This is a genomic window from Rhodococcus sp. G6(2025) (genome assembly GCF_058628105.1).
The window spans coordinates 6427320-6445114 of record NZ_CP179750.1; the positions used below are offsets into that span (position 1 = coordinate 6427320).

Sequence of the window (17795 nt, forward strand, 5' to 3'; positions counted from 1 at the left end):
GGTACCCCGCAGTCCTAGATTGGAAGGGCAGGCCACAGCCAGGGGGCGTCCATGCGACCGTTCGAAGCTCTGCGATCCGCGTTCTCTCTGCGTGTGCTGGCGGTGATGTTGCTGGTCGTTTCCGGGTGGGCGGCGCTCGGCCCGCCGTCGGTTTCGGCGGAGCCCCGCATCACCAGGGTGGACGTGTATTCGGAGTCGATGGGCCGGTGGGTGGCCAACGACGTCATCTCTCCCGCATCGGGCGCTCCGGCGCCCACCTTCTACCTGCTCACCGGAATCGGTGGCGGGTCGGACGGGATCTCCTGGTTCAACAACACCGGTGTGCGGGACTTCTTCGCCGACAAGCACGTCAACGTGGTAATGCCGATCGGCGGCCAGTACAGCATGTACACCGACTGGGATGCCGACGACCCGGTCCTCGGCCGGAACAAGTGGCAGACGTACCTGACGAGTGAACTCCCCGCAGCCATCGACAGCCGATTCGAGACCACCGGGGCGAACGCCATCGGCGGGGTGTCGATGGCGGGCGGCGCGGTACTCGACCTCGCCATTCAGGCTCCGGGTTTCTATCGGGCCGTCGGCTCGTACAGCGGGTGTGCCGCGACGAGCGGACTGCTGGGTCAGGCGATGGTGCGGTCGATGGTGGAACTGCGGGGCGGCGGCAATGCGGCCAACATGTGGGGCTCCGCCATGGATGCGCGGTGGCGGGTACACGACCCGATGCTGAATGCCGAACGACTGCGCGGCACAGAATTGTTCGTCTCGAGCGGCAACGGGCTTCCCGGCAGCATCGACAACCACGACCCCGCGCTGGTGGTGCCCCAGACGATCGGCGGCAGCGTCGTCGAGATGGTGACCAACGTGTGTGCGGCCGCGATCCAGTCGCGGCTGCACTCGCTGGGGATTCCCGCCACGTTCGCCTACGTCTCGCAGGGCACGCATTCGTGGGGGCTGTTCGAGACCGAGTTACGGGAGTCCTGGCCCGTCATCGGCAGTGCGATCGGGGCGTGACCCCAGGGAGTGTTCCAGGATCGGCCCGATGACCGCGAGGGCTTCCGGCGTGGTCATCCGCAGGTGGTCGCATTCCACCTTGTGCTCGACGATCACGCCGGTGATCGCGGGCTGCCAGACGCTCGGCGACGGCCGTTCGCCTTCCTCCCCGTCGGCGGACTGCGCGGCGCTGAAGAACACCAGGTCGCCGTCGAACACCCGCGGCCGGTATCCGGTGGAGATCTGCTTCGAGTTCTCCAGGCCGGTGCTGATGCGACCGAGGAGGGTCGACGCGAACGCGGGGTCGCGGCCGAAGGATCGTCCGAGCATCTCGACCAGCTGCTCGCGGTACGACGTGCCGCCCTCGCCCTCGCCCTCGAACTCGACACCCAGCCCGTGCAGCCACTCCTCGGCGTTCACCTCCAGGTCACCGAAGTTTTCGCCCTCCGCGACGTAGCTGTCCATCATCGCGAGCGTGCCGACCTCGGCGCCGGACTCGCGGAGTTCGACGGCGACGGCCTGGGCGATGACACCGCCGAGGGACCAGCCCAGCAGGTGGTAGGGGCCCTGGGGCTGCACTGCGCGCATCTCGACGACGTACCGGTGGGCGAGCTGCTCCATCGACTCGAACGTCGTTCCGCCGCTGAGGATCGGCAGCTGCAGCCCGTACACCGGACGGTCGGGTGAGACGTACTTCATCAGTCCGGCGTATCCCAGCGCGAGTCCGCCCGCCGGGTGCACGCAGAACAGCGCGGGTTGCGCACCGGACGCCCGGAACGGGACGACGACGTTCAGCACGTCGTCGGCGGGCATGCTTCCGAGCGCCGACGGGTCGACGATGCGGTGGGCCAGGCCCTCCGGCGTGGGGTTGCGGAAAATCCACTGCAGGACGACGTCGGTGCCGAGCCGGTCGCGGAGCGCGGACGCCACCCGGGTCGCGACGAGCGAGTTCCCTCCCAGTTCGAAGAAGTCGTCGTCGGCCCCGACGCGGTCGATGCCGAGGACGTCGGCGAAGACCTCCGCCACCGCCTCCTCGACCGGGGTGGCGGGTGCCCGGAACTCTCTGGGCGCGAGCACCGGTGCGGGTAGCGCTCGCCGGTCCAGCTTGCCGGTGCGGCCGACGGGCAGCCGGTCGAGCACCACCAGCTGGGTGGGCACCATGTACGGGGCGAGATGGGATCCGGCGTATCGGAGCACCTCGGCGGTGTCGATGCTCGCACCGGCTTCGGCGGTCACGTATCCCACCAGCCGGTCGCCGGTGCCGCTGTGCACGGTGACCGCCGCGCGGCCGACGCCGTCGCAGCGGGCCAGCACCGATTCGATCTCGCCGAGTTCCACCCGCTGGCCCCGGATCTTCACCTGGAAGTCGTTGCGTCCCACATACTCCAGCCTGCCGACCTCGCTCCACCGCACGAGGTCGCCGGTCCGGTACATGCGGGAGCCGGGTTCGCCGAACGGGTTCGCCACGAAGGACGCGGCCGTCAGCGCCGACCGCCGGTGGTAGCCGCGCGCGAGCCCCGGCCCCGCGACGCACAGTTCCCCGATCACGCCCACCGGAACGGGCTGCAACCACGTGTTCACCACGATCACCTCGACGCCCCGCCCGGGGCCTCCGACGTTCACCGGTTCGTCGGGGGACAGCACCTCGCTGATCGTCGTCTGGACCGTGGCCTCGGCCGGGCCGTACCCGTTGAAGACGAAGCGCCCCGGGGTCCAGCGGTCCGCCAACTCGGGGGGGAACCGTTCGCCCCCCATCGCGAGTATCCGCAGGGAGGGGAGGTCCTCGGGGCGGAGGGTATCCAGGATCGTGGGTGTGAAGAAGGCGTGCGTGACGTGCTCGGCCTCGAGCAGTTCGGCCAGTTCCCTTCCCCCGAAGATTCTCGGCGGCACGATCACCAGAGTCGCGCCGACGGCGAACGCCATCAGCAGTTCGAACACGGACGCGTCGAAATTCGGCGACGCCAGGTGCGACACCCGGGCACCGTGCATCGACGCGAACCGTTCCCGTTCCTCCACAGCGAGATTCGCGAGACCGCCGTGCGTGATCACGACGCCCTTCGGTGTTCCCGTCGATCCCGACGTGTAGAGCAGGAACGCGGCGTGCTCGACTCTCAGCGGACGCAGACGGTCGGCGTCGGTCACCGGGTCGCTCGAGTACCCGTTCGCCACGTCGGGATCGTCGAGCAGCAGCCACGGCACCACCCCGGGCAACCGGTCACGGTGCTCCGTCACCGTCAACCCGAGCACCGCACCCGAATCCTCGAGCATGCCGCCGGTGCGCGCGGGCGGCAGGGCGGGATCGACCGGCACGTAGGCCGCCCCCGATTTCGCGACCGCCCACACCGACAGCACCCATTCGATCGATCGCGGCACGCCGATCGCGACGAAGGAGTCCGGGCCGGCACCGCGACGGATCAGCGCCCTGGCCAGCCGGTTCGACCGCTCGTCGAGTTCCCGGTACGACACGGTGACGCCGTCGCACGACACCGCGGTAGCCCCCGGTGCGAGCGCGGCGCCCGCGGTGAGGACGTCCGGGAGGGTACGTTCCGCGGCCGCGGGGAAGCCGCGCATGGGCACGAGTTCGTCCCGTTCGAGGGCGTCGAGGATCTCGAGGTCGCCGACCCTGATCGACGAATCGGACACGGCCGCATCGAGCATCCGGACGAACCGGTCGGCCAGGCCGGCGACGGTTTCGGCGTCGAAAAGGTCGGTGGCGTAGGTGAAACCGGCGGTGATGCCTGCCGGCGTTCCGTCGTCCGTGTACTCCTCGGACAACGTCAGTTGCAGGTCGAACCTGGCGATCGTGGCACCGAGGTCGATGCCCTCGACCTCGACGCCGGGCAGCGAAAGGTCGGGGCGCTCGACGTTCTGGAACTCGAGCAGCACCTGGAACAGCGGTGAATGTGCCGTCGAGCGGGGCGGATCGAGCGCTTCGACGACCTTCTCGAACGGCACCTCGGCGTGGGCGTACGCACCGAGATCGACGTCGCGCACCTGTTCGAGCAGTTCGGAGAACCGGCTCGCGTCGGAGACGACGGTCCGCAGCACCACGGTGTTGACGAACATCCCGACGACGTCGTCGAGTGCGGCCTCGCCGCGCCCGGCCACCGGGGTGCCGACGGCGATGTCCTCGGTACCGGACATCCTCGCGAGGAAGGCGGCCAGGGCGGCGTGCGCGACCATGAACACGGTCGACTGGTGCGCCGACGCCGTCGCCAGCAGCCGGCGGTGCAGGCCGGCCTCGATCTCGAATCCGACCCTGCTCCCGTCGGGTGTGCGTTGCATCGACCGTGGGCGGTCGGAGGGCAGGTCCAGGGCGGCGGGGAGACCGGCGAGCGTGGTGCGCCAGTAGTCCAGTTGCTGCGCCACCATCGACTGCGGATCGTCTTCCGATCCGAGGAGTTGACGCTGCCAGAGCGTGAAATCGGCATACTGGACTGTCGGCGGGTGCCACTCCGGGGCGTGCCCGGCCGCCCGCGCGGTGTAGGCCACCATCATGTCGCGTGCGAGCGGGACCATCGACACGCCGTCCGCGACGATGTGGTGGACCACGACCAACAGCACCCGGTCGGTGTCGGAGGTCTCGAATACGGCTGCCCGCAAGGGGATCTGCCCGGTAACGTCGAACCCTTCCGAGACAGCCGCCGACAGCCGTTCCCGCAACTCCTCGTCGCTCGACACGGTCGTGACAGGCAGGTCCGGCATCGAATCCGCAGCGGAGAGGATCACCTGCACCGGTTCGTCGCCGGCCATCGGGAATCGGGTTCGGAGCGATTCGTGGCGCTCCACCACATCGGTCATCGCGGCCCGCAGTGCGTCGAGGTCGAGTGCGCCGGTGAGCCGGAACGCCATGGCGATGTTGTAGGCGGGCGAAGAGGTGTCGAACTGGTTGAGGAACCACATGCGGGTCTGGGCCAGGGACAGGGGAATACGCTCGGGGCGCGGCGCTGCCCGCAACTCCGGCCGGTGCGTCAGCACTCCGGCTTTCGCCGCGCGCTCCGCGAACCCGGCCACGGTGGGCGCCTCGAACAGGGCGTGCACGCCGACACCGACGCCGAGAGCGGCATCGACCCGTGCGACGACCCGGGTGGCCGACAGCGAATCTCCGCCCAACCGGAAGAAGTCGTCGTCGGCACCGACGCGGTCGACACCGAGGACGTCGCCGTACACTTCGGCGACGACGGCCTCGAACGGGGTTGCCGGAGAACGGAATCGGCGCACCGGAGCGTCCGGTGCGGGGAGTGCGGCACGATCCAACTTCCCACTCGCCGTCACCGGCAACTCCCCCAACACCACCACCACCGACGGCACCACACCCCCCGGCAACACCGACCCCGCAAACTCCACCACCACACCCGGATCCACCCGCACCCCCACCTCCGGCACCACATACCCCACCAACCGACCACCCTCACCCACCACCACCACCGCAGCCGCCACCCCCGGACACCGCCCCAACACCGACTCCACCTCCCCCAACTCCACCCGCTGCCCCCGCACCTTCACCTGAAAATCAGCCCGCCCCACAAACACCAACGACCCCAACCCATCCCACCGCACCAAATCCCCCGTCCGATACAACCGCGAACCCACACCCCCGAACGGATCCGCCACAAACGACCCCGCCGTCAACCCCGCCCGCCCCAAATACCCCCGCGCCAACCCCGCACCCCCCACATACAACTCCCCCACCACACCCACCGGCACCGGCCGCAACCACCCATCCAGCACCACCACCTCCACCCCCACCGCCGGACCACCCACCGTCACCACACCCCCCGCCACCAACGCATCACTCACCGTCGCCTGAACCGTCACCTCCGTCGGCCCATACGCATCGAACAACTCCCGCCCCGGCGCCCACCGCGCCACCAACTCCGGCCCCAACACCTCCCCCGCCACCACCAACACCCGCACCGACCCCAACGCCCCCTCCTCCACCGTCGCCAACACCGACGGCGTCACAAAACAATGCGTCACCCCATTGACCGCCAACCACTCCCCCAACGCCGCACCCCCGAACACCCCCGGCGGCGCCACCACCAACCGCGCCCCCACCGAAAACGCCATCAACCACTCGTACACCGACGCATCAAAACTCGGCGACGCCACATGCGACACCCGACACCCCGACCACAAACCAAACCGAACCCGCACCTCCTCCACCAAATTCGCCAACCCCCCATGCGTCACCACCACCCCCTTCGGACGCCCCGTCGACCCCGACGTATACATCACATACGCCGCACACCCACCCACCAACCGCCCCGTCCGCTCCCCATCCGACACCACACCCCCCGACACCCCCGCCACCACCGACACATCATCAACCCGCAACCACTCCACCACCGACGGCAACACCACCCCCGACACCGACAACCCCACCACCGCACCCGAATCCACCAACAACTCCCGCACCCGCACCTCCGGCAACCCCGGATCCACCGGCACGAACGCCGCCCCCGACTTCACCACCGCCCACACCGCCACCACCAACTCCACCGACCGCGGCACCGCCACCCCCACCACCAACTCCGGACCCACACCCCGCCCGATCAACACCCGCGCCCACCGATTCGACCACTCATCCAACTCCCCATACGACAACTCCACACCCCCACACGACACCGCCACCCCACCCCCACCCAACCCCACACCCCCCGCCAAAATCTCCGGCAACAACCGCACCCCCACACCCACCCCACCCCGCACCGGCACCAACACACCCCGCTCACCCGAACCCAACACATCCACCCGAGCCACCGTGACGTCCGGATCGGAGGCCATCGCCTCGAGCACCCGGGTGACCCGGCCTGCTATCGCGTCGACGGTGGCCCTGTCGACCAGGTCGGGTCGGTAGTGAAACGTCATGCGCAGCTGCGTGTCCACCGAGAAGGCGACGCTCAGCGGATAATGTGTGGCGTCGACGCCGCGCACGTCGACCACCCGGATGCCGGCGAGGTCGGTGTTCTCGGTCAGGCCTCCCCGGTCGATCGGGTACGACTCGAAGACGGTTGCCGTGTCGAACCCGATGTCGGGGCCGACTGCTCGCTGGATGTCGGCGAGACCGAGGTGGTGGTGGTCGAGGAGGGCCGCCTGTTCCGCCTGTGTCCGGTCGAGCAGTCGGCCCAGCGTTTCCCGGGGGTTCAGTGTGATGCGTGTGGGCACGGTGTTGACGAACAATCCGATCATCGATTCGACCCCGGTCAGGTGCGGCGACCGTCCGGACACGGTGCTTCCGAACGTCACGTCGTGGCGGGACGTCGCCGCGCCGAGCACGATGCCCCACGCCACCTGCGTCACCGTGTTCAGTGTCGTGTTGCGGGTACGCGCGAGGGTGGTGAGGCCGGCGGTCAAATCCCCGGACACGGTGAACAGGGCGCTCTCGGGAGGAGCCGACAACGGCCGTCCCCGTGCGTCCGGCAGCAGCAGTGTCGGACCGTCGACGCCGGCGAGCGCGGTCGCCCACGCCGCTCGTGATTCCGCGGGGTCCCGGCGGTGCAGCCACGACAGGAAGTCTCGGTAGGGCCGGGGTCGCGGCAACGCAGACCCATCGTCTCCGGCCACATAGAGCGCGAGCAGTTCGCGGATCGCCAGCGGCATCGACCATCCGTCGAGGAGGGTGTGGTGATTGGTCCACACGAGCCGCGATTCGTGGCTGCCGGTGGTCACGAGCAGGAACCGCACCAGTGGGGCCCGGGACGTGTCGAACGGTACGGCCCGATCGGCGGTGAGCACCCGGTCCAGTTCGGCGGTGCGCGCGGCCTCGGGCAGGTCCGTGAGGTCGATTTCGCGGAACGGCAGGTCGACGGCCGCGGGAACCACCTGGACGAAGGTTCCGTCTCGGGCGGGGACGAACGCCACCCGCAGATTCGCGTGCCGCTCCAGCAATGCCTGTGCGGCGCGGCGCATCCGGGCCGGGTCGACGGCCCCCTGCAGGTGCAGTTCCACCTGCACCGTGTACGCGTCGATCGACGGTTTCGCGAGCAGGGCGTGGAACAGCAAGCCGGCCTGCAGGGGTGCGGGCGGCCACACGTCGGTGAGCGCGCCGAAGCACTCCTCCCACGTGTCGAGGTCGCTCTGGGTCACGTCGACGAGGGGAACGTCCGACGGTGTGAGTCCGCCTGCGTCCCCACCACGAGCGTGGGACACCAACGCGGACAACGCTTCCCGCCACCGCTTCGCCAGCCGGTCCACCTCGGCGTGCGCGAGCAGGGTGTCCGGGAAACCGAACCCGACCCGGAGTCGTCCGCCGATCACGATCGCGTTGATCTCGACGGCGGCAGACGCCGGCATGTCGGGGTCCGGGACGTACCGCAGGTCGCCGAACCCGGCTGCGGGACTCCAGCCGACCGCGGTGTCGTGATCGGCCGAATCCGGAACCTGGCCGAGATAGTTGAAGCTGATCTGCCCGGGTTCTGCTCTCGGCAGACTGCCGACCGTGTCCGGGTTCAGGTAGCGGAGCAGTCCGTAACCGATCCCCATGTCGGGCACTGCCCGGAGGTGTTCTTTCACGCGTTTCACGGCGCTGCCCATGTCGTGGCCGCCGGCCAGCGCGTCGTCGAGGTCGATGCCCTGGAGATCGACGCGGACAGGGAAGACCGTCGTGAACCAGCCGACGGTGCGGGACAGGTCGGCGCCCGGCACCACCTGCTGCTCCCGGCCGTGCCCTTCGAGCCGGATCAGCATCGACCTTCCCGGGATCCCCCGCTCGGCTCGCCACCTCGACGACGCCACCACCAGCGCCGTCAGCAGGACGTCGAGGACACCCCCGTGATACAGCTCCGGCAGGCGGGTGAGCAGAACGGACGTGTCGTCGGGGGAGGTCTCGACACTCACGTCTTGCAGCGCGGTCGCGAGGTCCCGGCCGGGGTCGAGGGGGCGTTCGGTGATCGGCGGGTCGGGTCCGTCGACGACGTTCTGCCACCACACCAGTTCGGCGGCTCGCTCGCTCCGGACAGCTTCGTCGGCCAGCGCGTGCGCCCACCGGCGCATCGACGTCGCCGGTTCCGGGAGGGACGGCACGCTCCCGGTGCTGACCTGGTACCAGGCGGCGGCGAAGTCGGGCAGCAGAATCCGCCACGACACCCCGTCGACCGCGAGGTGGTGCGCGACCACGATCACCCGTCCCGTCCGGGCCGGGGCCGCGGCGGCGGGCTCCGGGTCGAGCCACACGAACTGGACGACAACTCCGTCGGACGGGCGCAATCTCTCCACGGCCGCCTGGTGTTCGGTCGCGATCAGCTCTGCCAGCATGCCGGGATCGGTCGCCGGGTCGAAGGCGATACGCCGGACCAGTGTGTCGGTGTCGATCTCGGTCGCGGCACGAGTCTCCATCTGCCACTGCCCGTTCGCGTCCTGGTAGAGCCGCGACCGCAGCATGTCGTGTCGTGCGAGCACCGCCGTGATCGTCGCGAGGAGCCGGTCCGGGTCGATGCCTTCCGGGAGGTCGAGCAGCACACTCTGGCTGAACCGCTCGAAGTGCCCGCCGCGCTCGATCAGGTACCGGATCACCGGCGTCGGCGGGAACGTGCCGATTCCGCCGCCCGCGAGTTCGGCGAGGGCAACTGTGGTCTCACCGTCCGCAATCGCCGATTCCGCCGCGAGCGCTGCCACGGTCCGGTGCTCGAACACCTGCTGCGGCGTGAACACCAATCCGCGTGCCTTGGCGCGGGATACGAGCCGGATCGACAGGATGCTGTCGCCGCCCAGCGCGAAGAACGACTCGTCCAACCCGACCTGGTCGAGCCCCAGCACCTCGGCGAACACCGACGCCAGCGTGTGCTCCGCCGCTGTCCGGGGCGCGCGGTGTGGCCCACGCGCAACGACGGGAGTTGGGAGTGCGGCACGATCCAACTTCCCACTCGCCGTCACCGGCAACTCCCCCAACACCACCACCACCGACGGCACCACACCCCCCGGCAACACCGACCCCGCAAACTCCACCACCACACCCGGATCCACCCGCACCCCCACCTCCGGCACCACATACCCCACCAACCGACCACCCTCACCCACCACCACCACCGCAGCCGCCACCCCCGGACACCGCCCCAACACCGACTCCACCTCCCCCAACTCCACCCGCTGCCCCCGCACCTTCACCTGAAAATCAGCCCGCCCCACAAACACCAACGACCCCAACCCATCCCACCGCACCAAATCCCCCGTCCGATACAACCGCGAACCCACACCCCCGAACGGATCCGCCACAAACGACCCCGCCGTCAACCCCGCCCGCCCCAAATACCCCCGCGCCAACCCCGCACCCCCCACATACAACTCCCCCACCACACCCACCGGCACCGGCCGCAACCACCCATCCAGCACCACCACCTCCACCCCCACCGCCGGACCACCCACCGTCACCACACCCCCCGCCACCAACGCATCACTCACCGTCGCCTGAACCGTCACCTCCGTCGGCCCATACGCATCGAACAACTCCCGCCCCGGCGCCCACCGCGCCACCAACTCCGGCCCCAACACCTCCCCCGCCACCACCAACACCCGCACCGACCCCAACGCCCCCTCCTCCACCGTCGCCAACACCGACGGCGTCACAAAACAATGCGTCACCCCATTGACCGCCAACCACTCCCCCAACGCCGCACCCCCGAACACCCCCGGCGGCGCCACCACCAACCGCGCCCCCACCGAAAACGCCATCAACCACTCGTACACCGACGCATCAAAACTCGGCGACGCCACATGCGACACCCGACACCCCGACCACAAACCAAACCGAACCCGCACCTCCTCAACCAAATTCGCCAACCCCCCATGCGTCACCACCACCCCCTTCGGACGCCCCGTCGACCCCGAGGTATACATCACATACGCCGCACACCCACCCACCAACCGCCCCGTCCGCTCCCCATCCGACACCACACCCCCCGACACCCCCGCCACCACCGACACATCATCAACCCGCAACCACTCCACCACCGACGGCAACACCACCCCCGACACCGACAACCCCACCACCGCACCCGAATCCACCAACAACTCCCGCACCCGCACCTCCGGCAACCCCGGATCCACCGGCACGAACGCCGCCCCCGACTTCACCACCGCCCACACCGCCACCACCAACTCCACCGACCGCGGCACCGCCACCCCCACCACCAACTCCGGACCCACACCCCGCCCGATCAACACCCGCGCCCACCGATTCGACCACTCATCCAACTCCCCATACGACAACTCCACACCCCCACACGACACCGCCACCCCACCCCCACCCAACCCCACACCCCCCGCCAAAATCTCCGGCAACAACCGCACCCCCACACCCACCCCACCCCGCACCGGCACCAACACACCCCGCTCACCCGAACCCAACACATCCAGCCCGGCGAGCGGCGCATCCGGTGCCCCGATCGCGGCGGCGAGAATGTGGGCGACACGTTGCGCGTCGCCGGGACCGTGCACGTCGACGGTCCAGGACCCGTCGCGGTCGTCGACCTCCACGACCATCCCGTCGCCGCCGGAGTCCCATCGCTTCACGACGGCGACAGCACCCTCACCGATGCGCTCGACGCCGAGCGGTTCCCGCATGCCGCCCGCCACCGGCCAGGAGTCCGCCGCACCATCTTCGGAAACGAGGTACCGGTGTCGTCGGGATCTTCGCAGTTGCAGACCCACGTGCCGTGTCAGCGCGTCGAACGTGAGTTGCGGTGCGAGGGAAAGCCTCACGGGTGTGGTGGACCCGTGCGACCGATGCCCGACCAGCACGTCTTCGACGGCGGTGCGGCTGTGCCAGTACACCGCCAGCGCGGCGAGCAGAACGGCGTCGGGACCACCACCGCTGCGGCGTGCGAGCCGCACGAGCGCGCCGTCGGCGGGAATGGTGAACGAGCCGAGGTTCTCCCCTTCGGCGATCGGTCCGGGCGGGGTCTCGTGTCGCGGCGCTCCGGCGAGCAGGTGCTCCCAGTAGCGGCGGTCGTCCGCCCACGCGGCGCTCTCGCGGTATCGCGCATCCGCGGTCAGCGGGACGGAGGGCGACACGAACGGCCGGGACTCGGGCGGCGAGGTGGGAGCGGCGTCCCCCGTCTCGTAGGCCTCGGCGGCGCGGCGGACGATCGCCGTCATGCCCGGTTCGTCGTTCACCAGCCGGTGGTAACGCTGGAACCACCCGTATCCGCCGTGCGGCAGCCGGAACAGGACGTGCACGTACAGCGGTCCGGTGCCGGGGTCCATGGGCCGGTTCAGCTCGTGGTCGATCCACGTCGTCACGAGTCGGCCGGGATCGTCGGACCCGGCGGCGTCGAGGACGTCCGGGCCGGTCACCGCGGCGCCGGTGACCTGGCCGGGTTCCGGGCCGTCGAGCACGAAAGTACTGTGCAGGCCGGTGCATTCGGCCAACGTCTTCTGCAGTGCCCGGCAGAGTCGGTCTTCGTCGAGCGGCCCGTCGAGTTCGAGATACTGACCGAAGGAGGCGTCGTGTGCCCCGGCACGGAGCACCGCGAGTTGGTCGTAGGTGAGGGGCAGCACCTCACCGGTACTCATGGAATCCTCGCCCGGTCTTACGCCCGAGATGACCGGCCTCGACCAGGGCGACGAGCGACTCGGGCGGGCGGTAGTGATCGTCGCCGGTCAATTCGCGCAGCGCGGTCATCGTGTCGTGGACGTTGTCCAGGCCGATCAGATCCGCGGTCCGCAGTGGTCCCATCGGATGGCCGAGGCAGCCTTCGAACAACGCATCGGTGGTCTCCGCGTCGGCGATACCGTCGCCGAGCGCGGCTGCCGCCTCGACGATACACAGCATGAGGACACGGTTGAGCAGGAATCCGGGTCCGTCGCCGACGACGATGCCGGTCTTGTCCAGTGTGGCGAGGAGCGTCAGCGCACGGTCCAGCGACTGCGGCGACGTCCGCGGCCCCCGCACCACCTCGACGGTGTCCTTGAGCGGGGCGGGGTTCATGAAGTGCAGTCCGACAACCTGTTCCGGTCTCGTGGTACTCGAGGCGAGTCGGTCGACGGGGATGCCGGAGGTACACGACGCGAGTAGCGCGTCGGGTGCGCACACACGGTCCAGTTCGGCGAAGACCTTCTCCTTGAGGTCGATTCGCTCGGGGACGCATTCGATGACGACGGCGGCGTCCCGCAGATCGGTCAGCTGCCCGGTCCAGTGCACCCGCGCGGTGACCTCGGCGGGTTTCGGACCACCGGCCCGGCCGAGGAGTATCGCGAGCCGCAGCGAGTCGCGCATCCGAGATCGCGCCTGGTCGACGGCCTGCGGGTCGGGGTCGACGACGATCACGTCGTGGCCGGCCTGCGCGAGACATTCGGCCACCCCGGCGCCCATGGTCCCCGCCCCCACCACACCGACGCTCATCGCACTGCCTTCACTCATCGCGCCGCCTCCGTCGAAAAGCCTGTGTCGTCCTGGTGCACGTACTCCATCGCCACCTCCTGGGTGGGCAGGTCGGGATGAGTCACGAGTCCGGCAAGCAGCCGCCGGAGGTCGGTGAGCATCGCGGTGGCCGTGGTCCGGTCGAAGAGGTCGGTGGCGTAGTCGAGTTCGAGGGTGAGGGCTGTGGGGCCGCGGGTCCACGACAGCCCGAGTTCGACGGGTGACAGGTCTGCCCGCTCGGGATTGTCGTCGCGCTCCCCGTCGTAGCGCACCGGGAAGTGCTGCGTCGCCGTGTCGGCCGCGCGACTGCCCGAAGACAGCTCCCGGCGTACGGTCTCCACCAGTTCCGGGTAGGTGGGGTCGCCGGACAGGTCCACGGCCACGATCCGCGGCGATGCCTCCGGTCCTGCGGCCGTGCCCACCGCCACCTCGTCCTGCGCCGTGTACCAGGCGAGGAGCGTGAGCCAGGCGGCGAGGAGTTCCGGGTCGCCCGGTTGACCGTCGAGCGTGGCCGTCACCCGTGCGGTCGAGTAGCTCGGCGGTTCCGCGCCGGTCGAGGGCTGCCGCGGCCGATCCGCCGGGACCAGGGGCGGCGCCACCAGTCGCGACATCGGCGCCGGCGCCGCGTCGTTCAGAAACACCGAAATGTTTTGTGTACGACGAGAATCCGCGACACCGTCGAGGATGCGAACGTACTCGGCGCACAACGCGGCGGCAGTCTGCTCGGTGAACAATTCCGTGCTGAACTCGAGCCCGGCCGCCATGCCGTCCTCGCCGCCCCGCTCCGTGGTGACGAGGGTGAGATCGAACTTGGCCGTGCCGGACGGCACCCCGCCGAACGCGATCGCCGCGGGATCCTCCTGGTCGAACAGCGTCTCGGTGAGTCCTTGCTGCGACTGCAGCGCCGGCAGTTCCTGATGGACGTGGCAGACGTCGAACAGGGGTGTCCGGCTCAGGTCCCGGTCGCCGGTGAGTGCGGTGACGACGCGGTCGAACGGGATCTCCTGGTGTTCGAGGGCACCGAGCACCACATCACGCACGCGTGCGCACAACTCCGCGACTGTCGGGTCCCCGGACAGGTCGGCGCGCAGCGCCACCGTGCTGTTGAAGTACCCGATCATGCCGGACAGTTCCGGCCGGTTGCGTCCGGTCGTGGGTGTCCCGACCACGAGGTCGCGCTGGCGGCTGCGGCCCGCCATGAGGAGGTAGAACGTGGAGAGCAGTACCACGAACAGCGACACGGACTCCCTCCGCGCCACGGCCCGCAGCCTCCGTGTCAGGTCCTCGGAGACGGTGAACGTGTGGAACGCGCCGGTGAAGTTCTTCCGCTCCGGGCGCGGGAAGTCGGTGGGCAGCCGGAGCAGCGGAACGTCCTCCAGGACGGTTCTCCAGTATTCGAGTTCGGAGTCGAGCGCGGCGCTCGCGATCAGTTCCCGCTGCCACAGGGCGTAATCCCAGTACTCGATGGGGAGCGGGGCGAGATCGGCGCGGCGACCGGCTCGGCGTGCCGCGTACAGGGCGGGCAGTTCCTGCTCGAAGATCCTCGGCGAACCCCCGTCGTTGACGGAATGGTGGGTGGTGACCTGCAGAACGTGCTCGTCGGGGCCGATCCTGATGAGCAGTGCCCGCACCAGCGGGTCGGCGGCCAGATCGAACGGCGCCACCGCGACCTCGTGTACGAGTGCCCGGGCCGCGGCCACCGGATCCGGTTCGCCCGACACGTCGGCGGTGCGGAAGAAGTCGCCGAGGGATTCGCGGATCCGCAGTTCCGGCTCCCCGTCCACCTCGACGTAGTTGGACAGCAGCACCCGATGCCGTGCGGCGAGATCGTCCCACATACCCCGGACGGCGGATTCGTCGATCGGACCGTGCAATTCGCTGACCATCGGCAGGTTGTAGATGGTGGTCGCGGCGTCGAGTTGGTGATGGAACCACATGCGTACCTGACCGAACGACATCACGTGCCGCCCCCGCGGCACGATCGGGGGCAGCCCACCGGACGCGGACGTGCCGGCCGCGAGGAGTGCGGCGAAGTCTGCGACCTTCGGCCTTTCGTAGAGGTCGATGAGTTTGGGCCGGACCCCGTATCGGTCCGACACCCGGTCGACGAGTTGCATGCCGATGAGCGAGTTTCCACCGAGGTCGAAATAGTCGTCGTCGGCGCCGACGTCCCTTTCGCTGTGAAGCAACTCGCGCAGTGTCGTCTGCAACCAGTCGAGGCTGTCTTCCGGCGCGGCCGTCGCCGATTGCGGGCTCGGTTCCGCCGACGGATTGTCCGGGGCGTCGGCCCAGTCGGGTCGACCTGGGAGGTCGAACCAGCACCGCGAGCCGCGCAGTGGGTGTCCGGGTAGTCGCACTCGCCAGGCGGAGTCGTCACCGCGGTCGACGGCTGCCCAGTCGAGGTCGATTCCGCGCTCGTACAGCCCGGCGAGGAGGTGTGTGACCGCGTCGGACGTGTCCGGCGCGCGGAGTATGTCGGCGTCCGGCGTGTCGCGGAGGGCATCGGCGAGCAGTGCCCCGAGGCGTCCCTCCGGGCTCGGCTCCACGAAGACGACGGGTCCGTCCGCGAGCATGCCCTTCGCGACGGCGACGAGCCGGTCCGTGTCGATCGAGGGGTCCGCGGCTGCGGCGGCGATGTCGGCGGCCTCCACCGCCGACAGTGTGTCCCGCACATACCGGGCCGCGTACCTGGACACGCCACCGCTGAGGACGGCGTCGACGGTGACCCCGGCGGCGCGGAGGTCCCGGTGGACGGCGATCTGGCCGGCGAGGAGGTCCGCCTCGTCGCCGGTGGCGGGAAGCTCCGACGGCAGGCTGCGGCCGCGCAGTGCGGGCGGCATCCGGTCGGGTGACAGCAGCAACGCCACGGCGGGGCGTTGCCGGGTGGGCGGTGCGGAGTCCTCGCCGCGGGCACCCAGTTCGGCGGCGCGCGCAGCGAGCGACTGCGAGAGTTCGGCAATGCTGCGTGCGTGCACCGCCACCCGGTGGTCGTGGTGCGGGCGACCGCGATTGAGGGTGAACACCACATCGTCGAGGTCGTGCCCGCGCACGGCCGTCCCCAGTTCGGCGCACAGCGTCGCGAGGGCGCCCACGCTCTTCGCCGACACCCCGACCAGCCGAGTCGTCGTGCCCGCGCGGGATCCGGCGGCGCGCTCCGGCGGCTGTTCCACCACGCAGTGTGCGTTGATGCCGCCGAGGCTGAACGAACTCACCCCGGCCCGCCGGGGTCCGGTCTCGTCGCTCCACGTCCGGGCCTCGGTGACCACCTCGATTCCGTTGCCCGCGAGGTCGACTCCGCCGGTGGGTCGGTCGAAGTGCAGCGACGGGTACAACTCGCCGTGCTCGACACTCAGGATCGCCTTCACGAGGCCGGACACCCCGGCGGCGTGGTCGAGGTGACCGATGTTGGTCTTCACCGAACCGATCGGCAGGACGCCTGAACGGTCCCGGAACGCGGTCGTGATCCCTTCGAGTTCGACCGCGTCGCCCAGTGGAGTTCCCGATCCGTGGGCCTCGAGGTACCCGGCATCGTCCGGGGTGAGACCCGCCTTCTGCCAGGCCCGGGAGATGACGGCCACCTGCGCCCGCGCGCTCGGGGAGCTGATGGTTGCGGACGAATGACCGCTGGACACCGTTGCGGTGCCACGGATCACGGCGTGGACCGGGACGCGATCCGCACGGGCGCGGGCCATCGTGGTGAGGAGAAGCGCCGCCCCACCCTCCCCGACCGCGGTGCCGTCCGCGTTCGCGTCGAACGCGCGGCAACGCCCGCCGGGTGACATCAGTTCCGCGGATCCCTCCGCCATGTCCGCGCGGAGGCCGTTCACGCGCAGACTGACTCCACCCGCGAGGGCGAAATCGGCGTCACCCGACCGCAGCTCCCGGCAGGCGTGGTGCACCGCGATCAGCGACCCGTTGCACCCCGAATCGACGGCGTAGCAGGGTCCGGTGAGGCCGAGCTGGTACGCGATCCGGGCCGGCACGGCGAACGGAACGTTGCCCAGTGTGCTCAGCACACCCGGTTCCGCCCACATCGCCGGATACGTCGAGGTGGCGGCGCTGAACACCACCGCCGTCGCGCTGTCGCGGAACTCGGCCACCGAATAACCGGCGTCCTCGACCGCCTGATACGCGAGGACCAGTGCGAGACGCTGCTGCGGGTCGATCAGCGACGCTTCCCGTTTCGACAGGGTGAAGAAGGTGTAGTCGAACGTGGAGATGTCCTCGACGAAACCCATCGCGTGGTAGTGGGAGGGAGGCCCCAGCCCGGTCGCCTTTGCCCGTGACCGGGACAGCGGGCGCACCGAGTCCCGGCCCGCCGCAAGATTGGCGCGGAACTCCGCCAGGTTCGCGGCCTCGGGGTAGCGCGCGGCGATGCCGACCACGGCGATGTCGTCGTCACCCGGTGTGGGATGTCGCACGCTCACGGTTGTCTCCTCCCTGCTGG

4 protein-coding genes are annotated in these 17795 nt (G+C 69.7%); 1 reads left to right on the plus strand and 3 read right to left on the minus strand.

What is annotated here, in order from left to right; all coding sequences use genetic code 11:
- Positions 1–51 precede the first annotated feature (51 nt).
- The gene (locus tag ACLIVD_RS29845; RefSeq protein WP_491931081.1) at positions 52–1011 is read left to right on the plus strand and encodes an alpha/beta hydrolase; all 960 of its coding nucleotides are present in this window, start codon (positions 52–54) and stop codon (positions 1009–1011) included.
- Here the strand turns inward: ACLIVD_RS29845 and ACLIVD_RS29850 are convergent.
- From ACLIVD_RS29850 to ACLIVD_RS29860, 3 genes are read right to left on the minus strand one after another with little or no spacing between them, the layout of a single operon-like run.
- A complete protein-coding gene (locus tag ACLIVD_RS29850; RefSeq protein WP_491931082.1) occupies positions 967–12501 on the minus strand; it encodes an amino acid adenylation domain-containing protein in 11535 nt (3844 codons plus the stop codon). The genes ACLIVD_RS29845 and ACLIVD_RS29850 overlap by 45 nt on opposite strands.
- Positions 12488–13348: a 3-hydroxyacyl-CoA dehydrogenase family protein gene (locus ACLIVD_RS29855; protein ID WP_491931083.1), complete on the minus strand. Its 861-nt coding sequence runs from the start codon at positions 13346–13348 to the stop codon at positions 12488–12490. The genes ACLIVD_RS29850 and ACLIVD_RS29855 overlap by 14 nt, the downstream gene beginning before the upstream one ends.
- Complete coding sequence (locus ACLIVD_RS29860; protein ID WP_491931084.1) at positions 13345–17775, minus strand: condensation domain-containing protein; 4431 nt, start codon at positions 17773–17775, stop codon at positions 13345–13347. The genes ACLIVD_RS29855 and ACLIVD_RS29860 overlap by 4 nt, the downstream gene beginning before the upstream one ends.
- Positions 17776–17795 lie beyond the last annotated feature (20 nt).